Source organism: Leucobacter viscericola, from assembly GCF_011299575.1.
In the GTDB taxonomy this organism is placed as follows: domain Bacteria; phylum Actinomycetota; class Actinomycetes; order Actinomycetales; family Microbacteriaceae; genus Leucobacter; species Leucobacter viscericola.
In genome coordinates this window covers 2,449,157-2,469,481 of the sequence record NZ_CP049863.1, presented here as the reverse complement: position 1 = coordinate 2,469,481, position 20,325 = coordinate 2,449,157, and the positions used below count along the sequence as shown (strand labels likewise).

Below are 20,325 nucleotides of genomic sequence, written 5' to 3'. Positions count from 1 at the left end.
TTAGTCCCTTCCGCGGGCGTCGTAGCTGAGGTTTCCGCCGAGCACGGTGGCGACGATGTCGAGTTCTGCGATGCTCGGTGCATCGAGTGGCGAGGCAGAAAACACCGTGAAGTCGGCGAGTTTGCCGCGCTCCAGGGTGCCCTTGTCGGCGAGCTGGCCTGTTGCTCGCGCCGCCCACTCGGTGTGGGTGCGCAGCGCTTCCTCTCGCGTGATCGCCTCGCTCGCGGTGAGCACCGCGCCGCTGTCGGTCACACGATCGACGGCAGCCTGCATGCCGCGGCGCAGGTTGTTGTCGGCGACGGGCAGATCGGAGGATCCGGCGAGCACGATCCCCGCGTCGATCACCGACCGTCCGCGGTACAACCAGTCGGCGCGCTCCGGCCCGACCATCTGCGCCATCTGATCACCGATCGGCCCGATGAAACCGGCCTGCGGGGTCACGGCGAGGCCGAGCGCCCCGGCACGCGACACCTGGTCGGGCCGGGCGATACCGAAGTGTTCGATGCGGCAGGGAGCCGCCAGGCGACCGTAGCGGCTCTGGGCCTCCTCGATCAGGTCGAGCGCGAGGTCGATCGCGGCGTCTCCGATCGCGTGGAGCGCGAGCGGCCAGCCTGCGCGATAGGCACCCAGCACGCGGTCGCGGTAAACCGCTGGATCGTCGAGCAGGTATCCGGTGTTGTGGGAGTGCCCGCAGTAGTCCTCGGTCACCGCGGCCGTTGCGCCGAGCAGCGAGCCATCGAGAAACACTTTGACGTGGCCGAAGCGCACCAGGTCATCACCGAAACCGTAGCGAATGCCGAGGTCGAGACCCGATCCAGATCCCTCACCCGCGAAGTCGGCCGCGTGCGCCCGCAGCGGGTGGAGCGCATCGAGCGCGGGCATCAGCTGGGCCCGCGCGTGCAAGCGCCCGCGCTCGGCGGCCGCCTGATACGCCGCAACCTCAACGGGGCTGTGGCCGATCCAGCCCCCGCCGACTCCCGCCTCAGAGAAACTCGTAATGCCCTGTTCGGCGTAGCGCGAGGTTGCGGCCTCCAGCGCCTCGACCAGCCGATCGGTTGCGTAGGGCAGCAGTAGCGCCTGCACGAGCCCCTGGGCGGCTTCTTCGACGAGCCCGGTCGGGGCACCGGCAGCGTCACGCACAACCACCCCGCCCGTGGGGTTTTCGAAGCCGGGCTCGAGGGCGCCCACGAGCCGCAGCGTCGCCGTGTTAGTGATGGACGCGTGCCCCGAGGTGTGCCGCAGGTAAAGCGGGCGGTCGCCGGTCAGCTCGTCGAGGCGCGCGATGTCTGGGAAGGCGCCACCGTGGTGAGCCTGGTTGAAACCGGTGCCGTGCACCCAGGCGTGCGGATCATCGGCCAGGCGTTCAACCTCGGCTTCGACCAGCGCGTAGATCTCGTCAAGCCCGCGCGCCTTGCTGAGGTCGATCGCGGCGAGGCCGAGCCCCCACCACGCCGTGTGGCAGTGGGCGTCGATCAGGCCGGGCGTGACCGTGGCGTCACCGAAGTCCTCAACGCGGACGGCTTCGCAACCGTCGAGCTCCGCGTCGAAGCCGACGATGCGGTCGCCGATCACGCCGACACTGGTGGCAACGGGGTTCGCGGGGTCAAGCGTCAGAATCTGCCGCGCCCGCACAATCAAGTCGAGTTTCATGGTTACACCTCACTCGATGCCGGGGGCATCACCGAAGAATCAATGACAACGTGGATCAGCGCAGGCCCGTCTGCGGCGAGCGCTCTGTCGAGCGCAGCAGCGAAGTCTTCGGTGCGCTCGACGTGTTCGCCGTGCCCGCCAAAGGAGCGCATCCAGTCCGCGAAATTGGGGTTCGCCATGCGAGTGCCCGAGGGCCGCCCCGGGTACTCGCGCTCCTGATGCTGCACGATCGTGCCGTAGATGCCGTTGTCGACGACGATCACCAAGGGTGCGCCGCCGTGAGCGAAGGCGGTTGCGAGTTCCTGACCGTTCATCAAGAAGTCGCCGTCGCCGCAGACCGCAACCGCGCGGCGCTCGGGAAAGGCGAGAGATGCGGCAACGGCGGCGGGAACCGCGAGGCCCATGGCGCCGTTGCGGGCACCGACGAGGCTCGCTGGGGTGAGGTGCCGCACGAAGCGGTGCGCCCAGATGGTGGCGTTGCCCGCGCCAAAGGTGAGGATCGCCTCGCCCCCGAGCCGGTCGTCGAGTATGCCGAAGGCGGTTCCGAGGTCGACGCCGAGGTCGACTGTGGAAGTGGTACCGGCCACGACGGCGGCTGGCCCGGAGGCTTCCGCGATCCCGACCCCCGCGTTCACCGACGCATCGGAACGGTGCTGCGCAAATCGCAACTGGGCGTCGTGGCGGCCGGCCATCCAGTCGTCGCTTCGTGCCCCACGCGCCGCGGCGTGATCCGTCTCACCAAGCGCGCGGGCAAAGGTCTCCGGCGTCGCGAGCAGCTGCTGGTCGATCCGCCCGGCGTGAGTGGCCGCGTTCGGGTCGGCCAGCACCAGTACGGTCTCGGTGTCGAGCCCGCGCGTATACCCGTCGCTCAGCACGTCGGAGCGGGTGCAACCGACAAACACCAGCAGATCGGCTTCCGCGTACCCGGCGGCCACGGCGTCAGCGCGCCCGTAGCCGAGCCAGCCGGCCCAGCTCGCGGCGTCGTGCGGCACGGCGTCGTAGGCGCGCCAGTCGGCAAACACCGGGATACCGGCGGCCGCAGCGAACGACGCAAGGTCGCGACCGCAGCCGCTCTGCCAACCGTCGCCGCCGACCACCAACGCGGGGCGCTGGGCTCGCGTGAGGCGATCTACGAGCGAAGAAACGTCCGACTCCGCTGGAACCGGCCGCGCAGCCGCAACAGGCGTGGGCACAGAAGCATCGGTCACGTGCGTCAGCACGTCTTCGGGCAACCCCACAACAACGGGCCCGGGTCTACCACTCGCGGCGATCCGCAATGCCTCGTTGACGAGTTCGCCTGCCCGCGACGCATCGTCGATCGTCATGACGCGCTTCGCGGTGGAGCCGAACCAGCCGGTCAGACTGAACTCCTGAAACGCATCGCGCTCGCGATCGGCAACGGGCACGAGCCCGACGAACAGCACCAGAGATGTCGCGTCTTGCCAGGCCGTGTGCACCGCGATCATGGCGTTCGCAGCGCCCGGCCCGCGAGTCACCATCGCGATCCCGGGCTGCCCGGTCAACCGCCCCTCGGCCAGGGCCATGAAGCCCGCCCCACCCTCGTGACGGCACACGACCGTCTCGATACCTGAGTCGTGCAGGCCGTCGAGCACGTCGAGATAGCTCTCTCCGGGCACGGCGTAGACCCGTCTCACTCCGTGGGCTTCGAGGGTGCGCACGATCAGGTGACCGGCTGACTGTGACATGTTGGTTTCTCGTTTTCTGAAGGGCGGTGGGGGCTGGCGGGGCGGTGAGCGGGTAGCGCTAGTGCTTGAAGCCTGGCAGCTTCACGCTGAGGCGCGGCGCGATTGATCCTGCAACCGCGGTAAACAGCGACAGGAACACGAGCATCGCTGCAGCGGGCCACCAGTGGTTCGCCGCCGCGGCAACAAATCCGGTCGCGAGCAGCGGGATGAAGCCCGAGAGCATGCCAGCAACGTTCTGCGCGAGACCAACGCCGGTGTAGCGGGTCTTCGCGGGGAAGAGGCCGGTGAGCACGGTGCCCGAGGCGGCGTAGGGAAGCGACAGCGTGCCAACGGCGAGTGTCATGGCGAGCACCACGAGCACCGGAATGCCGGAGACCAGCAAGAGGAAGGACGGCACCGCAACAACAGCGGAGGCGATCCCGCCCCAGAGAATTACGCGGCTGGCACCGTACTTGGCGCCCAGGTGTCCACCCCACAGAAGGGTAAGAATCTCGACCGCCGCCGCGACCATGCTGCCGAGCAACATCAGCGTTGACGGGTAGCCGAGCACATTGACGCCGTACCAAACGCAGAACGCGGTCACGAGGTAGAAACCGCCAACACCGAGCAGCGCGGCTGCCATGCCGACGATGATCTGGCGCCAGCTGTACTTGAAGGTGTCGAGCACCGGGCTCTTCACGATCTCGCCCGACTCTTCGAGCTGGCGGAACACGGGGGATTCCTCAAGCTTGCTCCGAATGTAGACGGCAATGAGCAGCAGTGGCAGCGCGATGAGGAACGGGATACGCCAGCCCCACGCGTCAAAATTCTGCTGCGAGAAGATGAGCGTCATCACGAAGAATCCACCGGACGAGAGGATCGTGCCAATCGGCGATCCAATCTGCGGAATTGCGGCGTAGCGTGCGCGCAGGTGCAGCGGAGCGTTCTCGACAACCAGCGTCATCGCACCCGACCACTCACCACCAACAAAGAGGCCCTGCAGCACACGCAGCAGTACGAGCAGCACGGGCGCTGCGATGCCAATGGCGGCGTAGGTCGGCAGCATGCCGATGAGGCCGGTCACGAGGCCAATACCCACGATCGTGATCATGAGCACCTTGCGGCGGCCGACGCGGTCTCCCATGCGGCCGAAGATCATGCCGCCGAGCGGGCGGGCCGCGAGGCCCACGCCAAACGTGGCGAACGAAGCGAGCGCGGCGGCTGTTGCGTTCTCGCTCGTGAAGAACTGCACGTTGAACACCAGCGCGGCGGCGGCGCTGAAGAGGAAGAAGTCGTACCACTCGAGCGCGGTGCCGATGAGGGCGCCCAGGGCGACCTTGTTGGCGTCTTTTACGCTGAGTTCTTGGGTGGCATCGTATTCGATCGATGTCGTGTGTGTGAGCTCGCTCATGTGTCTCTCCGTTGAGGGGCGGGTGGGGATCGGCAACGCCCAGCACACGGGCCCAGCGTCTAGGTTCGAGCATGCCAGGGAATGCGCCCGCTTTGGCGCGTCATAGTCACCCGATTATCGCGCAGAAACAGTGCATATGCACATAAACTGTAGAAATGAGTCAGGATCACCCGCTTCCCCTCAGCGGCACACCCCTTCCAGAGGACGCGCGACGCTGGCGAGAGCTCGTCAATCAACTCGACGTTGACGAGCTGACGGAAACGTTTCTCGCACTCATCAGCACGGTCCCGGACTACGATCCCCCGCCGGTTCCACTCTCCGAGGTTCGGCGCACCGGCCGCCTTTCGTTCGAAGCTCTGGTCGTGGGGCTCGGTGCCGGCGGAGAGCTGGAACCCGTGACCGCAGCGAGTGATGTGGGTGTTTCGCGCGCTCGCGCGGGGATCCCGATTACGTCACTCATGACGGCGATCCGGCTCGACTTTACGGTGCTGTGGGAGGCGCTCACGAGGGTGGCGCGCCCCTCGGACGCTGAGCTCATCGTGCGCCACACCGGAATCGTGCTCCGCACCGTCGACGGGTACGCCGGGCAGACTCAGCGCGCGTATGTCGCGGAGCAGCAGCGCATGCACGATGAGGCCTCGTCAGTGCGGCAGGGGCTGATTGCGGGGTTGTTTCAGGATCCGCAGCCCTCCGAAGAGCGCCTATCGGTCATTGCCGACGGACTCGGCATTCCAGTCTCGACACCGCTCGCCGTTGCTGCGGCCGTCTCAGAAGACATCGCGGCGCTGCGCGTGTTTGTGTCGGAGGCGGAGCGCGCGGGAGCGACCGTGTTCACCCACCACCTCGGAGACACCCTGGTGGTGTTTTCGCGGCTGCGGCCCCTCCCCGGCTCGCGGCTCGAGAAGCTCGGCCACCGTCTGAACGCCCTCCGTATTGGGCTCCTCACCTCAGAGTCGGGGTTGCGCGGGCTGCGGCAATCCGCGACAACCGCTCGTGATCTCGCCCGCATTCTCGGCCCCGACGAAGAGGGCGCGATGACCTGGTCTCGCGGCTGGGCACGACTCGCGAGTCGGTGCCTGCTCGAGATCGGTAATCCGATCCTCTCCGACGTGGTCGCGGCTCTCGCAAGCTGCGGCGAGGCCGAGCGCACTCGACTCGAGGAGGCCGTGCGCAGTTACCTCGCAACGGGCAACATCGGCGAGACAGCCGCGGTCCTCTACTGCCACCGCAACACCATCACGAACCGCTTGCGGCGCTTCGCGATCCTCACCGGCGTCGACCCGCTCGTGCCTACCCAGGCGGCGCGACTCGTGGTGGGTTGGGCGTGATCCTGTGCCTACTCACCGTACAACCGAAGCGGCGCGACCTCGGCTATGTACTTGAAGTCTCGATCTCGATGGAATAACACCGCATCTCCGCGAATAGCAACTGCCGCGATGAGACAGTCGCTCAACCCCCTAAGGGGATGTCCATTCTGCAGAGATGCGACAAAGAGCTGCGCCGCGGCCCGGTAGTCGATCGCCGCATCAATAGGAATCACTCGAAGACCATTCGTGAGCTGCGAAATGCGCGATTCACGGAGCGGTGTCGTTGCCCCGGCGAGTAGCTCCATAATGATTGGCTCGGTGATTCTGACGTCTGCTTCTCTCATGAGCAAACGGTCAAGCTCCTCAACGACGGGGTCATCAGAATCGCGCAGATACTCAATCCATACCGAAGAATCAACGAGGATCAATCGCGCACCCCATTCACGGGAACGTCACGCATGGCATCAAGGTCTCCATCCCAACCGATACCACGCAGATCACGCAGAAAGCCTTTCGTCAGCGGGACTCCCACAAGTCGTCGGAGCGCAAGATCGACAGCTTCCCGCTTAGTCGACACTTGGAAGCGGCTCATCACCTCCGCGACGAGTGCGTCATCAATATCAATGTTTGTGCGTCCCATACACCAAGAATACACCACAGGATCACATGAGGCCAGAAGCGGCACCAGCTTCGAATTCGCCCCGAGTCCGCGGGATACCGGGACGGATCACCACCCACTCCCTTAGCCTGGAGGCATGAACTGCCCTACTGACGGAACAACCCTCCTCATGAGTGAACGCCAGGGGATCGAGATCGACTACTGCCCGCAGTGCCGGGGCGTGTGGCTCGACCGTGGCGAGCTCGACAAGATTCTTGAGCGCGCGAAGGCCGAGTCCGACGTTGCCGCCGCACCCGAGGTGCCGCAGGCACCGCAGATGCAGGCGCCGCAGCAGCCGCTGTACGGCCAGCAGCAGCCTTACAGCCAGCAGCCGCCACAGCAGCCACGCTACGACGACCGCGGATACGACGACCGCCGTGGCCACGACTCCCGTGACGACCGCCGCTACGACTCGCGCGACAACCGAGGCTACGACTCGCGCCAGGGCGACTACCGCAAAAAGAAGAAGAGCCCCTTCGATTTTCTCGGCGACATCTTTGAGGGCTAGCGTCTAACCGACACGCTCGGCAACGATGTGGCGCAGCGCGGCAAGCGAGAGCTCAATTGACGTGAGGTCAATCCGCTCGTTGTGCCCGTGCACGCCCTCGCGATAGCGCTCGTACGGCCACTCGGGTCCCAGCAGCCCAAACCCGTACGCGGGCACACCGATCTCGCGGAAGAAGCGCGCGTCCGATCCGCCCGCCGCCATAATCGGCACCACTGGCGCAGAAGCCACCGCTTCGACGGCCCGCTCGATCGCGGCGAACAGGGGCGTTTCGGTGCTTGATCCGGTCGCGTCCCACCCGCGCAGGTGGGTAATCTCGGTCACGTCAGCGAGCGGTCCCAGCACGGCGCGCAGCAGTTCATCCACGTCTTCGTCGCTCGTGCCCGGCAGAGTGCGGATGTCGAGCTGCACGGATCCTGACCCCGGGATCACGTTGTGGGCCGATCCTGCCCGCAACACCGTCGGCGAGATCGTCACCCGTGACACCGCGTACGCGTACCCCGCGATGCCTCCAAGCTGCGCAATGGCGCTGTCAAGCCGCACGGGATCTCGCAGCCGCTCAGCCAACTCGGCGTCGCTGATGCGCGCCGTCACAAACGCGTCCCACAGCTCGCCCAGTTCTGCGGCAGGCACGACCTGTGAAAGCTGCTGCAAAATCTCGCCCACCGCAAACACTGCGCTGCGGGAACCGTACGGGATCGACGCGTGACCCGGCTTCCCCTGCACGGTCAGCAGCCTGCCCGCGGACCCCTTCTCGGCCACACCGATCGCCACGTGCGAGCCCATGCGCATGCCGCCGGATTCCGTCAGCACCTCACTCACATCGACGATGTCGGGGTACTGCTGCATCAACCACTTCAGACCGTAGTCTCCCCCGGCTTCCTCGTCAGCGACCGCGAGGAGCACGAGATCGCCGCGCGGCTTCTCGGGCGCGAGCGCGACCTCGCGCAGCACCGTCGCAAAGGCCGCCGTCAGGTAGAGCATGTCGACGGCGCCGCGACCCCAAACCTCGCCGTCAATCAGGTCACCGCCGAACGGATTGCGGCTCCAGCCGTCAGGATCAACCGGCACCACATCAATGTGCCCGAGCAGGCCGAGTGCGGGAGCCGTCGGATCGGTGCCACGCACGCGCGCGATCAGCGAGGCCCTGCCGGGTGCCGCCTCCAGCACGTGCGTCTCGACGGGAACATCGGCGAGAAAGCGCTGCAGCACCCGCACATTGCGAATCTCTTGCCCGGAAGCTTCCGTGCCCTCGTTGACACACGCCTCACGAATCATCTCGCGCAGCAGCTCAACGGTTGCGTCAACTGCCGCCTCAACCCCCGCGTTCTCCGTTGACACCCGGTGCACCTCCGCTCGCGATTGGGCCACGCCCACTGATCGCTCCAGCTTACTCGCCGAGGTCTTGCGCAGACCGCTCAATTGAGTCGAGGATCGCGGCGACCCCCGCCCGATACACCGTGAGGCCATCGATGGCGAGCAGGGCGTCCCGGTGCTCACGCACGAGCGGATACTGCGCGAGATCCACCGCGCCAAACGTGCTGATCCAGGGGGTCGAACCGTCCCTGGCCGCAGCACCGTTGCGCATCACCTCGTGCGCGAGCGCCGCGTTCTGCGAAACCGCAAACCCAGACACTGCGGCATACGCGCGGATCAGCGCAGCGCCTTCCAACCCGGCCTCACTGAGCAAACCGAGAATCAGCTCGTCAGCGGACACATCTCCGGGCCCAGCCGGGTCAAGCACCGCACCCTCAATAGCGACCGAGGGATACTCCAGGCTCAGCTCGGCGGCCCGCGCCAGGTAGACCTCAAGTCGTTCACGCCAGGATCCCTCGGCGGCGAGCGCGTGGGCGACCGCTGTTTCGGCGAGGCGGTCGAGCGCGGCCCTGGTCAGCTCGTCCTTGTTGCGAAAGTGGCGGTACATGGCGGTCGCGTCAACGCCCAGGGCCTCTCCGAGCCGCTTAAAGGTGGGGCGAACACCGGGTTCAGCACGAGCGAGTTCAAGCAGCGCGTCGACAATCACCCTCTGGTCGAGGCGAGTGCGCCGCGGGGCTGCTGCTGTCATGCGATCTCCGGTTCTGCAGGGTGCCCTCAGTCTAGCGAGGGGTCTTGCCCGCCCCCTGCCCCATCCCCCACTGCCCCACCCACCCAACCCTGCCCGACCCAACCCTGCCAGGCCCAACGCTGCCAGGCCCTGCCCTGCCCGGCCCGCCTTGCCCGGTCCGGTCCGCCTTGTCCGGTCCGGTCCCACCCAACCCCGCCCGTCCTGCCACCCGCAGAGTTGGGGTCAGTTTCAGGTATTAAACGGGGCTTTAGTGCCTGAAACTGACCCCAAGTTCGCAGGTGGCAGCAGGGTCGGATCACATTTTCCACACGCACCCCACCCAAGGCCATTAGGCTAAACAGCATTCAATGAGGAGGCCCCGTGCAGAGTGACCATCAAGCAGACGTCGTATTCGAAAACGGCTGGGTGTACACCGGCCTAGACTCCGCACCATCACCGGGTGGCCTCGCGATTGCAAACGGCAGGATCCTCACCACCGACCCCGACGAGGTCGCAGCCCTCGCCACGACCGCCCACGAGCGCGTCGACCTGGGCGGCCGCCTGGTGGTTCCGGGTTTCCAGGATGCCCACGTGCATCCCGTGATCGCGGGCATCGAGCTGCTGAGTTGCGATCTGTCGGCATGCTCGACCGCGGAGGACACCCTCGAGGCCATCGCACAGTATGCAAAAGCGCACCCAGAACTCGATTGGATTCTCGGCGCTGGCTGGTCCATGGACGCGTTCCCCGGCGGCACCCCCACCAGGCAGGCGCTCGATGCGGTCGTCGCGGACCGCCCGGTGTTTCTCGAGAACCGCGACCACCACAGCGGCTGGGCGAACTCGCGCGCGCTCGAACTCGCGGGTCTCAACGCAGATACCCCAGACCCTTTCGACGGCCGCATCGAGCGTGAGCCCGACGGCGCTCCGTCCGGAACCCTGCACGACGGCGCAATGAGCTTTCTCCATCAGACACGACCGCGAGCCACCCCCGAGCAGGCGTACGCGGGTCTGCTCGCGGCGCAGGATCACCTCATCGCTCAGGGCATTACCGCCTGGCAAGACGCAGCGGTTGGTGAGTTTATGGGCAGCCCCGACACGGTGCCGGTGTACCGCCGCGCGATCGAAGAGGGAACCCTGAAGGTACGGGTGCGCGGAGCGCAGTGGTGGGATCGAGAGGCGGGTCGGGATCAGCTCGCCCCGATCCTCTCCCGGCGCGACGAGGCCGCGGCGGCGTTCGACCCGCAGAAGTTTTCGCTGGAGTCCGTCAAGGTGATGGTCGATGGTGTCGCCGAGAGCTTTACCGCGGCGATGCACGACTGCTACCTCGACCACAGCGGGCACGCCACGCAGAACCGTGGCATCTCGTTCTTCGATCCCGAAGAGATGGCCGAGTTTGTCACCGACCTCGACGCCGCGGGAATGCAGGTGCACTTTCACGCGCTCGGCGATCGCGCGGTCACCGAGGCCCTCAATGCCGTGGAGCGCGCGCTCGCCACCAATGGCCAGCGCGGCAACCGCCACCATCTTGCCCACTTGCAGGTGGTGCGCCCCGAAGACGTCGAGCGTTTCGCCCCTCTCGCGGCCACCGCCAACATGCAGGCGCTGTGGGCGTGCCACGAGGATCAGCTCGACGAGTTGACACTGCCGTTCCTCGCCGACGACGCCGAGCAGCACCACTACCCCTTCGGCGATCTCGCAACGACCGGGGCGCACCTCGCCGCGGGCAGCGACTGGCCGGTGTCGAGCCCTGATCCGGTGCAGGCGATCCACGTTGCAGTGAACAGGGTCTCCTCGGCGGGCAATAGGCCGCCGCTCGGGGATCCGCGCCAGCGCCTCACCGTGGCGCAGGCACTCAACGCCTACACGCAGGGCACCGCGCGCGTGAACCACCTCGACGAGGTCACCGGCAAGATCGCCCCCGGGTTCTTCGCGGATCTCGCGATCCTCGACCGCAATCTCTTCGAGCTGGCTCCCGAGCACATACACGAGGCAAGGGTCGACGAGACCTGGATCGCGGGCGAGCGCGTGTACGCGCGGGGCTGAGGCCTCGCGCACTCATCCAACCCAACTCACTTGCCCCGTCCTTCCCGTTCCTGCCCGCCTCCCCACCTCACCCCTCCCTCACCCCTGGTGTGAACGCGTTTCAACATTATGAACGCGCATAATGTTGAAATGCGTTCACGCCACAGGCGGCGCGGCGTCACGGCGACCATGCGGAGGTTGGGAGATGCGGCGACGGGTTCGGGGCGGGATGCAGGTTAACCGGGCCTAATAAGTAGGCCTACTCCTCGTCCTCCGCGGGAGCGCGCACAGCCTTGCGGTCGGCGAGCAGCGTGTCGCGCACGCGACGACGCAGCACCTTGCCGATGAGCGACTTCGGCAGTTCCTCCCACACCAGGTAGGTGCTGGGGCGCTTGTACTCGGCGAGCTGCTCGCGGGCGGCCTCGCGCGCCGCATCTTCGTCGAACGTTGCGCCGGGCTCGAGGATCACCGCGACCGTCACAACCTCCGCACCGCCTCCGCGCGGGATACCAACCACGGCAGACTCCGCAACGCCGGGCACGCTGTTCACCACACGCTCGACCTCACTCGGCGACACGTTGAATCCGCCCGTGATGATGAGTTCCTTCTTGCGGTCGACAACGGTCACAAAGCCGTCCTCGTCTTGCACCACGAGATCACCGGTGCGCAGCCAGCCGCCCTCGAGCAGCGTCGCCGCGGTGTCTTCCGGGCGTTTCCAGTAGCCCTTGAACACCTGGGGTCCGTTGATCAGCAGTTCGCCCACCTCACCCAGCTCGACCTCGCGGGTCGGCTCCTCAGGGTCAACAACGCGAATGTCGGTCGACGGGAACGGCAGCCCAATGGCCCCGATCTTGCGCACGTCGCTAAAGGGGTTCGCGAGCGCAACCGGGCTCGTCTCGGTGAGACCGTACCCCTCGTTGAGCATGCTGCCCGCGAGATCCTCCCAGCGCTTCACGATCGCGGGGGTCAGCGTCATCGCGCCCGAGATCGCGTAGACGACGCCCTTCAAATCAAGCTGACCGTCGCGCGCGACACGAGCGAGCCGGTCGAACATCGGCGGCACCGCGGGCACAAACGTAGGTGGAAACTTCTTGGCGGCCTGCGACACAAGCTCGGGATCGAAGGTCGGAAACAGCACCGCGCGCGATCCGGTCTCGACCGAGTAGATGACCGAGAGCAGCAGCCCGAACGCGTGGAACATCGGCAGCAGCCCGTAGATGCTGCCCTCGCCTCGAGTGAACTCGGGCATCCACGCGGCACCCTGGCGAGCGTTGGCCCACAGGTTGCCGTGCGTGATGATCGCGCCCTTCGGCGTGCCCGTGGTGCCCGAGGTGTACTGCAGGCAGGCGATGTCGTCTTTGGTGGGGCGCGGGTGGCTGCTCGGGATCGGCTCCTCGCGCTCCAGCTTGTCGAACGCGATGGTGCCGGTGGTTGCCGTCGTCAGCTTGTCGCGTGACTCGCGCGCCTTTTTGATCGGCAGGCTGAGCGCCATGCGGGTGCCGAAAGGCATAGCCTTCGTGACGTCGACGGAGATGATCGTGTTGATTCCCATATCGGCGGGCAGGCTCTGGATCGTCTCAACGACCTTGCTCCACGCGATGACGACGGTGGCTCCGTGATCCCGAAACTGCACCTCGAGCTCATCGCGCGTGTAGAGCGGGTTGTGCTCGACAACGACGGCACCGAGCCGCAGCACCGCGTAAAACGCGATCACGTGCTGGGGTGCGTTCGGCATGATGAGCGCGACGCGATCCCCACCCTTCACACCCAACTTGCGCAGGGCGTTGGCGACACGAGCGACGCGATCGCCGAGGTCGCGGTACTTCGTTGTTGCGCCGAAGAAAGCAATGGCGTCGCGATCCGCCCACTGTGTGCAGCGTTCGTCGAGCAGATCGACCAGCGAGCCGGTGACGGTCTCGATATCAATGGGCGTGCCGGGTGCATAGAAGCGGTTCCAGGCACGCGTTTCGTTCATGTGCATGCTTAGAGGGTACCGGCCCCCAAGCAACTACGACTTCGGAACTGGCGGACCCAACCAAAGCAGCACAACAAAGACCACCGTGACGCCGACCACAAGAATCAATACCGACAACAGCGGGTGGCGCAGCACCCAGGCCTGCAGCTTCTCGATGAAGCCTCGGGGTGCGTCGCCGCCCGGCGACAAGCGCCAGGTTCTGCTGAGCAGGCCGCGGTGATCCACCACGAGTTCGAAGGGAAGTGTTGCGAACGGGATCACCGAAGACGCAAGGCCAAGGATGCCGGTCGAGGTGCGCCAGCGCTCGTTCACCCACACAAACACCGTGATGACGCAGTAGGCCAGAAACACAAAGCCGTGCAGGCCACCGGCGATGCTCACCAGATCGGCGGTGCCAGTCGCACGGAGGATCAGTGCGGTGATCAGCCCCGCCCAGGTGACGACCTCAGCCGTTGCGAACGTGCGAAAGAGAAGGCGCGGCGACATGCCTCAACCGTAGCCGGTGGGCGCTGAGAGAGTGGTTGATGGGGCCGAAGGGAATCACTCGAGCGGCCCCATCAACACATTGTTAACCGGCGAGGCTGATCTCTTCGGAGCCGGAGAACCCGCCGCCGCTCACCTTGAGCGTCGTCGCAACAACGTCGGCTGGCAGGTCGAAGACAACACCGCCCTCGATGGCGTTGCCGGGGTTGATCTCGGCGACGAAGGTGTCTGCGTTGGACTGATCGTAGAGCGTCGCGGTGGTGTCGGCGTTGAAGGAGCGTCCCTTCTGGTCGACAATCGTGAGGTCGTTCGTGAAGAAGTACTTCGGCTTGTCACCCACGTTGGCAACCTTCACGTTCACACGAACGTAGCGCCCCTGGGCGGTCTCGCTCATGAACTGGTTACCGACTGTTGCGCCGATCTCTTCGATGCTCACCGCGGTGAACTCGAAGTCACCACTCTTCACGGCGGTGCCGAGTCCGGGCTTGGACTTCTCAGCCGGCTTCGAGTCCTCCTTCTTGGGCTCTTCGGCGGTTTTTGCGGAGTCCTGGGTTGAAGTCTCCGAGGTCTTGGTGGTGGCAGCGTCGGCCTCATCGGAGCCACCCTTGCCACCGCTCGCAGCGACCGAAATGATAATGATGAGCACGAGGGCGCCACCCAACCCGGTCAGCACCTTGTGCCGCGCAAACCAGGAGCGCTTCTTCTCGGGAGCCGGAACCTGCGGAGGGGCCGGCTGCTGTGCGTACTGCTGAGGTGCCTGCGGGGAAACCGGCATCTGTCCGGGCTGTTCCGGGGGCATCTGCTGCGACATGGGGTACTCATTTCTGAAGAGAATGATGGGGGTGGTGACGCGGTTCTCCCGCGCTCCCTCTCAGTTCACCTCGTGCGGCATCACTCGCGCAGCCCTCGATCGGTCACTCGCGCGGATCGTTCGGTCATTTTCGGCGGGCACATTCGGTTCGTTCGAAGGCCGCAGCCGTTGTCAGGGTTTCGTAAGATTGGGCTATGACCGTTGCTCCTCCCCCAGCGCAAAAGAGCGCGTGGGCATCTCGCGCAGGCACGATTACGCTCAACGTACTGATCGTGGCCACAGGCGTGTTCCTTTCACTCGTTCCGATGACGGAGCAGGGCCAAGCCGGAATGAACCGCTTGCCCTTCTATCTCTCGATCGTTGGTTTCTTCGCACTGGGTACAGCGTCTGTGCTGCTCATCTGGCGGCGCACGCTTGCGGTGCAGATCACCCTTGCGGCGAGCCTCGCTGCGATCCTCCTTCCCGCGACCCCCTTCGTGGCATTGGTTGCGCTCGTGACCGTGTTCAAACAGCGCACGTGGTCGACCATCATTCAGCTGACTCTGTTGGTGGTTGCCGCGACCGTCGCAGGGGGTCTATGGGATCTCTCGGCTGGCCCTCACGCGTTTGCTGCGGCGTTCTCGCAGCAAGACCCGCTGCCCACCGCCAAAGAGCTGTTCGCAAACGCTGGCTGGATCTTGCCCCTCGGCACAGTCATTTGGATGTGGCCGTTTGTGACCTGGGGCCTCATTTCCCGCACACTCACCGACCGGGATCGCGCGCGCAACGGCGAATCGCGCGCCGAGCACGAAGCCCAGGGGTTGCGCGATGCGGCGTCAACACAGGCAGCCCGGCAAGAGGTCGCTCGCGAACTGCACGACACGATTGCGGCAAAACTCAGCACGGTGTCGCTGCACGCCGGGGCCCTCGAGGCGCAGGCCGGCGAGAACCCCGAGTTGCTCGACTCGGCTCGGGTCGTGAGGTCTGCGGTGCACGATTCGATCGAGGATCTGCGGCACGTTGTCGCGCAGTTGCGCGATCCCGACCCTGAGGCGAGCCAGCGGCAGCACCGCTATTCGCTCGGCGATCTCGACGAGCTCATCGAAGAGGCGCATCGCTCGGGCAACAGCGTTCGATCCCGCATCAGCCTCTCCGATTTCAGTCTCTGCGATCCGGCCATCGCTCACGCGAGCTACCGCATCGTGCAGGAGTCGCTCACCAATGCCCGCAAGCACGCACCCGGTGCGCCGCTTTCGGTGACGGTGCAGGGTGGTCCCGAGAACGGCATTTTTATTAAGGTGCACACGGAGGCGATGGCGAGTGACCCGGCGGCCGCTTCTGCCGGCTTCGTGGATCCCGCGCTCACTTCCCCCGGGGCTCCTACGACTCCGGGGCACGGCTTGATCGGCATGCGTGAGCGGGCTCAGCAGCTCGGTGGAAGCCTGAGCGCGCAGTTGGCCCCGGAGGGTGGGTTCCGCGTTGACGGCTGGCTACCGTGGACGCCGGGCGATCCTGAACCGAGTGCGCCAACCGCGTAGACTCGAATTGTGCCCCTCACACAAACCGCTGCGAATCACGCTTCCGCAGAGCCTGCGAACCCGTCTCAGAGCGCGCCGACCATTCGGCTCGCGATCATCGACGACGACGCGCTCGTGCGGGCTGGGTTTAAGGCCCTGCTGACCGCCTCGGCGGATCTGCAGATCGTTGCTGAGGGTGAGAGCGGCCTCGATGTGTCGCGCATCATTCGGGATCAGCGGCCAGATGTCGTGCTGATCGACGTGCGTATGCCCGGCATGAACGGCATCGATGCCGTGCGCGCGGCAAAGGGGTTCGCGCACGGCACACCCGCGTTTCTCATGATGACCGCGTTTGACGAAGACGGCACGGTGCTCGAGGCGATTCTCGCGGGGGCCGACGGTTTCCTACTCAAGGACGAGGGACCCGACGAGATCGTGCGCGCGATTCGGCACGTGGCCCGCGGTGAAGCGAGCTTCTCTCCGCGCAGCGCACGTCAGCTGCGTGACTGGGTCTCGCGATCCCCCTCGCTCGCGGCGCAGCGGCAGGCGGAGGCGCAGCTCACCCTGCTGACCGAGCGAGAGCGCGATGTCGCCATCGCAATCGCCACGGGAGCCTCCGACCGCGACATTGGCGCCCAGCTCTTCGTCGCGGAGTCGACCGTGAAGTCGAGCCTGCGAGCCATCAATGTGAAGTGGGGCACCGAGAACCGCGTGCAGGTGGCCGTGATTGTCGCACGGGCGGGTGTCGAGCTGTAGCTTCGTTGGTTACTTCGCCCGCAACAGCGAAGCGAGCTGCCTTGGCGCCGCCGTCGGCAGGTAGCACCGGCCGAGCGCAAACCCGATTGCGGGCAGCGCGAGCGAGTCGCGGTAGGCGAGATACATGGGCTGCGAGTTCGAAGAGAACTTGGCCTTGAACCGAGCAAGCGAGCGGAATCCGTATGACGGTTCGAGCCCGCGACTGAGCAGCTGCATGAGGCGGTTGAGCGTCGAGTCGGCGGCGGTCGCGGTCTGGGCAAGGGGCGAACCCGAGAGGCTGACCAGAGCAAGCTCGTCTTCACCGAACTGCCGGATCGTGTCGGCGATGAGAAACTCCATCGTGCCGTTGGGGGCTGTGGATCGGCGACGCATCACGTCGAGGGTGCGGCCGGTGACGATCCCGTTCTGGTACATCGGCAACCAGCTCGTGATCGCGAGCACGTTGTCTTCTTCGTCGAGCACGATCGCAACGAGCACGTCGGCATCCTGCAGCTCGTCGAGACCACCGAGGGTAAACGACAGCTCTGGCAGATCCTTGTTGGCGACCCACTCCTCCGAGATGTTCGTGATCTGCGTGGTGATGCGCAGCGGCAGGTCGGTCCAGGTGGCCATGCGGGTGCGCAGGCCGGTGCGGTTGGCCCGGTTCACTGCCGTGCGAAGATCCTGCGCGCGCTTACCGCTGAGCGTGAAGGTGCGCGGGTCGAGGATCGTCTCCTCTGCGACCTCGAGGGTGGACCAGCCAGCCCTACGAAGCGGCTCGGCCGTGGAATCGTGGATGCTGTAGAACGCGGGTTGCAGGGCAACGCTGTCGCAGTACGCGATGAACTCGTTGAGGGTGGCTTGTGTGTTCTGAGCGGTGTCGGCCGCACCGAATGGATCGGAGATGGTGATGGCAAACCCGTTCACGGCGCGATAGGCGACTGCGTTTTGCCCGTCGGTGGTCACGAAAGTCTGGTTGCCCGGCCACGTGGCCATCCAGCTGAGGGTGTTGCCGTTGCTGCGCAGTAGCGCGTCACGGTCACGAGTGTGGGCGGCGGCCCCGGCGCGAGCTCTTGGCGGAAATGCGCGACGCTGCCAGATGAGAACGATCATGAAGGCCACTGGGATCGCGATGCCCGAGAACAGCCAGAGCGCGGTTTCAAGCCCGTGTCGCTCGGAGAAGGTCTCGTCACGCGGCGCACTGATCAGGCGCGTTGTCACGATGACCGCCGCCGCGGCCGATAGCACCACCATGGTCCACAGCGCGAGGCGGCGCCCCTTGAGCAGGCCCCACGCGCAGAGCAGCAACAGCACGGCGACAATCACCTGCACCCCGATGAGCGCCGGGTTGTGGTCCCAAAGCAAGACGCCCGGGCAGGCGAGAGAGTTTGCGCCGGGCGGGCAGGGCCCCAGTTCGGGTCGCGAGGGCAGCTCTCCGAACATGACCTGTCCGAGGGCAAACGCCCTCTGGTGGGGCGAAGAAATGAGCCGGAACAGTGGGCCCGCCGCAAGCACCGCCGTCACGGCCGCGAGGAGGCTGCGCACCTCGTGACGCGAGCTTGAAAAGGCCGCGCGCTTCGGTCGGCCGACGCTGATCCTGCCGCCCAACAACCCAACACCCACCGCGATCGCAAGATACAGGTAGGCGGGAGAGCTGCGGTACAGCAAAAGGGTCGCCGCGACGCCGATGAGCAAGACACGAATGCGTCGCCGCCACAGCGGTGAGGCGGAAGCGCTCGCCCACGCGAGTGTTCCCGCGAGTGGAGTGAGGGGATCAAAAGTGTCGATGTGCCGCACTGAGATGGCCCAGTACTCGTCCAGGCGCGCCGACACGAGCTGCAGCCCCAGGCCGATCAGCGTCGCGGTGGTTCCCGTAATCACAAAGGCGATGATCGTGCGCAGACTGCCGATGCGCCCCTCTGCCCAGCCGAGTCCCGCGAGCAGTGCAACCACCGACACGAAGAGGTTCACCCAGCCCACAACAAGCAGCTGAGAGGTGACGAACGTCCACCACTGCCGCTGGGTGATGCTGGTGAGGTCAACGGTGAGCTCTTCAAGCCGAGCGTGCGGGCCGAGGATCAGCAGTGCGGTGCCACCGAGGAGAACGATCGCCGTGATCGTGAGGGTCACCGGGCGGGTCTGCAGCCAGCGTTTGATGTTCTGTCTCATGGCTGCTCCGGCGTTGATTGCTCGGACGCTGACTGCTCGGGTCCCACGTGAAGGTGGGTCAGGATCGGCTCAAGTGAGTTGCGCATGACCCACTGCACGGTCTGCCAGCTGTGCGCTGTGTTGGGCGAAACCACCCTGGTGACGTCCATGCCCGCGTTGCGCGCCGCCTCCGAAACCGTATTCACTCTCGGACCATACACCCCGTCGAGTGACCCCGATCCAAACACCGCAACGGTGTCGCGGTAGGGCGCGTTCTTCTTGAGCAGGTTGAGCGGCAGGGCGGCCTCGTAGGCGGTGGTGCTGCCGTCGAACCCGACCTTGATGGTGTGAGCCTGGGATCCATTGGCGGGTTCGACCTGGCCGGAAACGTCGAGGATCGCCGAGAATATCTCGGGGTGAGCGCTGCCGAGCTGGATCGCGCACGTGCCTCCCTGCGAGAACCCTCCGATGGCCCAGTTTTCAGGACCCCTCAGAACGCCGAGGTTCGATTCGATCCACTTGGGCACATCGACGGTCAGGTACGTGGCGGAGTTGCCGAGTTTCGAGTCAACGCACATGGGGTTCGATGCAGGATCGCCGAGCTGGTCGGGAACCACAACGATCGGTGCGCGCCCGTGATCCTTTGCGGCCCAGGCGTCCATGATTTCTCTGAGGGAACCGGCCTGGACCACGTTTTCGGGGGCCCCGGGTTGGCCGGAGAGCATGATCATGACAGGCATGCGTTCGGGGTGGGACCCGAGGGCCGCAGGGGGGAGATAGACGTAGGCGTCTCTGGCCGGGAACTTGGAGACGGTCGCGGGGATCTGCACGCGCGAAACGAGTCCCTGTGTCGGCATGCTCTTAGCGTCTGCGCCGGCAGCCGCGTTGGTTGTGCCCGCCGTGGGCGCCAACCGGTGCTGCGAGGCAATCACTGATTCCGGCATCTTTCCAGAGATCGGTGCATCAACGAGAGATCCCAGCGTCGGATACTGTCCGAATTGGGCGTTCACCCCGAGCGCGGCAGAGAGCAGCACCAGCGGGATCGCGAACGCCGCAAGCACCCGCCGCTTGGCCTTGCCCCGCACCAGAGCGACGACCATGGCGGCAACCAGCGCGAACCCGCCACACATCCAGGTGAGAGCGATGGGGTCAAGAACGGTGTCGAGGCCGATTGGGCTCTGCACAAAGGGAATGAGCGCGATCCCGATCCCCGCGCCAAGCAAAGCCGCAGCGATGGTGATGAAGAGCCAGCGCCGTTTTCCCCTGCCGAGTAGTGCGATCACAACCAGCAGGAATGCGAGCGCATACACCGAATAGGGCAACCACCCACCCATAATGTCGACGTTATTCATGCATGTACCTTCGTTAAGGCGCCCCCGCATTCCTTGCCGCCCT

At 65.7% G+C, this 20,325-nt stretch carries 17 protein-coding genes; 5 read left to right on the top strand and 12 right to left on the bottom strand.

The window, feature by feature from the left end; genetic code table 11:
* Genes G7068_RS10795 through G7068_RS10785 form a run of 3 tightly spaced genes read right to left on the bottom strand, consistent with a single transcriptional unit; the run spans nt 1 to nt 4,746 of the window.
* Complete coding sequence (locus tag G7068_RS10795; protein ID WP_166291963.1) at nt 1-1,650, bottom strand: amidohydrolase; 1,650 nt, start codon at nt 1,648-1,650, stop codon at nt 1-3.
* 2 nt (nt 1,651-1,652) lie between these two features.
* Nucleotides 1,653-3,356 (bottom strand): thiamine pyrophosphate-dependent enzyme, encoded by a 1,704-nt coding sequence (locus tag G7068_RS10790; RefSeq protein ID WP_166291961.1) that lies wholly within the window; start codon nt 3,354-3,356, stop codon nt 1,653-1,655.
* Between the two features lie 58 nt (nt 3,357-3,414).
* Nucleotides 3,415-4,746, bottom strand: a complete 1,332-nt coding sequence (locus G7068_RS10785; RefSeq protein ID WP_166291959.1) for an MFS transporter — start codon at nt 4,744-4,746, stop codon at nt 3,415-3,417.
* 155 nt (nt 4,747-4,901) lie between these two features.
* On the opposite strand from G7068_RS10785, the gene G7068_RS10780 reads away from it, so the two are divergent.
* Nucleotides 4,902-6,074, top strand: coding sequence for a PucR family transcriptional regulator (locus tag G7068_RS10780; RefSeq protein ID WP_166291957.1), 1,173 nt, complete (start codon nt 4,902-4,904; stop codon nt 6,072-6,074).
* Between the two features lie 8 nt (nt 6,075-6,082).
* Here the strand turns inward: G7068_RS10780 and vapC are convergent, their stop codons facing one another.
* Complete coding sequence (gene vapC, locus G7068_RS10775) at nt 6,083-6,481, bottom strand: type II toxin-antitoxin system VapC family toxin (RefSeq protein ID WP_166291955.1); 399 nt, start codon at nt 6,479-6,481, stop codon at nt 6,083-6,085.
* Nucleotides 6,478-6,693: a type II toxin-antitoxin system VapB family antitoxin gene (locus tag G7068_RS10770; protein ID WP_166291953.1), complete on the bottom strand. Its 216-nt coding sequence runs from the start codon at nt 6,691-6,693 to the stop codon at nt 6,478-6,480. Before G7068_RS10770 ends, vapC begins: the two co-directional genes overlap by 4 nt.
* 115 nt (nt 6,694-6,808) lie before the next feature.
* Between G7068_RS10770 and G7068_RS10765 the strand changes: the two genes are divergently transcribed.
* A complete protein-coding gene (locus G7068_RS10765) occupies nt 6,809-7,219 on the top strand; it encodes a TFIIB-type zinc ribbon-containing protein (RefSeq protein WP_166291951.1) in 411 nt (136 codons plus the stop codon).
* A gap of 3 nt (nt 7,220-7,222) precedes the next feature.
* Here the strand turns inward: G7068_RS10765 and G7068_RS10760 are convergent, their stop codons facing one another.
* Nucleotides 7,223-8,557, bottom strand: a complete 1,335-nt coding sequence (locus tag G7068_RS10760; protein WP_244304452.1) for a M20/M25/M40 family metallo-hydrolase — start codon at nt 8,555-8,557, stop codon at nt 7,223-7,225.
* 49 nt (nt 8,558-8,606) lie between these two features.
* Complete coding sequence (locus G7068_RS10755) at nt 8,607-9,281, bottom strand: TetR/AcrR family transcriptional regulator (RefSeq protein ID WP_166291947.1); 675 nt, start codon at nt 9,279-9,281, stop codon at nt 8,607-8,609.
* Between the two features lie 360 nt (nt 9,282-9,641).
* Here G7068_RS10755 and G7068_RS10750 point away from each other — a divergent pair, with 360 nt between their 5' ends.
* Nucleotides 9,642-11,303 (top strand): amidohydrolase, encoded by a 1,662-nt coding sequence (locus G7068_RS10750; RefSeq protein WP_244304450.1) that lies wholly within the window; start codon nt 9,642-9,644, stop codon nt 11,301-11,303.
* Between the two features lie 238 nt (nt 11,304-11,541).
* Here G7068_RS10750 and G7068_RS10745 read toward each other — a convergent pair whose 3' ends face one another.
* From G7068_RS10745 to G7068_RS10735, 3 genes are all read right to left on the bottom strand, one after another.
* On the bottom strand, nt 11,542-13,263 hold the full coding sequence (locus G7068_RS10745; protein ID WP_166291945.1) for a long-chain-fatty-acid--CoA ligase: 1,722 nt from the start codon (nt 13,261-13,263) through the stop codon (nt 11,542-11,544).
* Nucleotides 13,264-13,290: 27 nt separating this feature from the next.
* Complete coding sequence (locus G7068_RS10740) at nt 13,291-13,743, bottom strand: DUF3817 domain-containing protein (RefSeq protein ID WP_166291943.1); 453 nt, start codon at nt 13,741-13,743, stop codon at nt 13,291-13,293.
* Between the two features lie 82 nt (nt 13,744-13,825).
* Nucleotides 13,826-14,551 (bottom strand): DUF4352 domain-containing protein, encoded by a 726-nt coding sequence (locus G7068_RS10735; RefSeq protein ID WP_166291941.1) that lies wholly within the window; start codon nt 14,549-14,551, stop codon nt 13,826-13,828.
* Nucleotides 14,552-14,745: 194 nt separating this feature from the next.
* On the opposite strand from G7068_RS10735, the gene G7068_RS10730 reads away from it, so the two are divergent.
* Both G7068_RS10730 and G7068_RS10725 read left to right on the top strand, forming a co-directional pair.
* Nucleotides 14,746-16,068 (top strand): sensor histidine kinase, encoded by a 1,323-nt coding sequence (locus G7068_RS10730; RefSeq protein WP_166291939.1) that lies wholly within the window; start codon nt 14,746-14,748, stop codon nt 16,066-16,068.
* Nucleotides 16,069-16,077: 9 nt separating this feature from the next.
* The gene (locus G7068_RS10725; RefSeq protein ID WP_166291937.1) at nt 16,078-16,803 is read left to right on the top strand and encodes a response regulator transcription factor; all 726 of its coding nucleotides are present in this window, start codon (nt 16,078-16,080) and stop codon (nt 16,801-16,803) included.
* 9 nt (nt 16,804-16,812) lie between these two features.
* Here the strand turns inward: G7068_RS10725 and G7068_RS10720 are convergent, their stop codons facing one another.
* Together G7068_RS10720 and G7068_RS10715 are read right to left on the bottom strand one after the other, a co-directional pair.
* The gene (locus G7068_RS10720) at nt 16,813-18,951 is read right to left on the bottom strand and encodes a bifunctional lysylphosphatidylglycerol flippase/synthetase MprF (RefSeq protein WP_166291935.1); all 2,139 of its coding nucleotides are present in this window, start codon (nt 18,949-18,951) and stop codon (nt 16,813-16,815) included.
* Nucleotides 18,948-20,282, bottom strand: coding sequence for an alpha/beta hydrolase-fold protein (locus tag G7068_RS10715; protein ID WP_166291933.1), 1,335 nt, complete (start codon nt 20,280-20,282; stop codon nt 18,948-18,950). Before G7068_RS10715 ends, G7068_RS10720 begins: the two co-directional genes overlap by 4 nt.
* Nucleotides 20,283-20,325: the final 43 nt, after the last annotated feature.

Excerpts from the sequence above, each read along its gene's own strand:
- G7068_RS10770 (WP_166291953.1), bottom strand. The coding sequence starts at position 6,693 with ATGGGACGCACAAACATTGATATTGATGACGCACTCGTCGCGGAGGTG.
- G7068_RS10790 (WP_166291961.1), bottom strand. The coding sequence starts at position 3,356 with ATGTCACAGTCAGCCGGTCACCTGATCGTGCGCACCCTCGAAGCCCAC.
- G7068_RS10765 (WP_166291951.1), top strand. The coding sequence starts at position 6,809 with ATGAACTGCCCTACTGACGGAACAACCCTCCTCATGAGTGAACGCCAG.
- G7068_RS10740 (WP_166291943.1), bottom strand. The coding sequence starts at position 13,743 with ATGTCGCCGCGCCTTCTCTTTCGCACGTTCGCAACGGCTGAGGTCGTC.
- G7068_RS10795 (WP_166291963.1), bottom strand. The coding sequence starts at position 1,650 with ATGAAACTCGACTTGATTGTGCGGGCGCGGCAGATTCTGACGCTTGAC.
- G7068_RS10735 (WP_166291941.1), bottom strand. The coding sequence starts at position 14,551 with ATGTCGCAGCAGATGCCCCCGGAACAGCCCGGACAGATGCCGGTTTCC.
- G7068_RS10745 (WP_166291945.1), bottom strand. The coding sequence starts at position 13,263 with ATGCACATGAACGAAACGCGTGCCTGGAACCGCTTCTATGCACCCGGC.
- G7068_RS10730 (WP_166291939.1), top strand. The coding sequence starts at position 14,746 with ATGACCGTTGCTCCTCCCCCAGCGCAAAAGAGCGCGTGGGCATCTCGC.
- G7068_RS10780 (WP_166291957.1), top strand. The coding sequence starts at position 4,902 with ATGAGTCAGGATCACCCGCTTCCCCTCAGCGGCACACCCCTTCCAGAG.
- G7068_RS10785 (WP_166291959.1), bottom strand. The coding sequence starts at position 4,746 with ATGAGCGAGCTCACACACACGACATCGATCGAATACGATGCCACCCAA.
- G7068_RS10755 (WP_166291947.1), bottom strand. The coding sequence starts at position 9,281 with ATGACAGCAGCAGCCCCGCGGCGCACTCGCCTCGACCAGAGGGTGATT.
- G7068_RS10720 (WP_166291935.1), bottom strand. The coding sequence starts at position 18,951 with ATGAGACAGAACATCAAACGCTGGCTGCAGACCCGCCCGGTGACCCTC.
- G7068_RS10715 (WP_166291933.1), bottom strand. The coding sequence starts at position 20,282 with ATGAATAACGTCGACATTATGGGTGGGTGGTTGCCCTATTCGGTGTAT.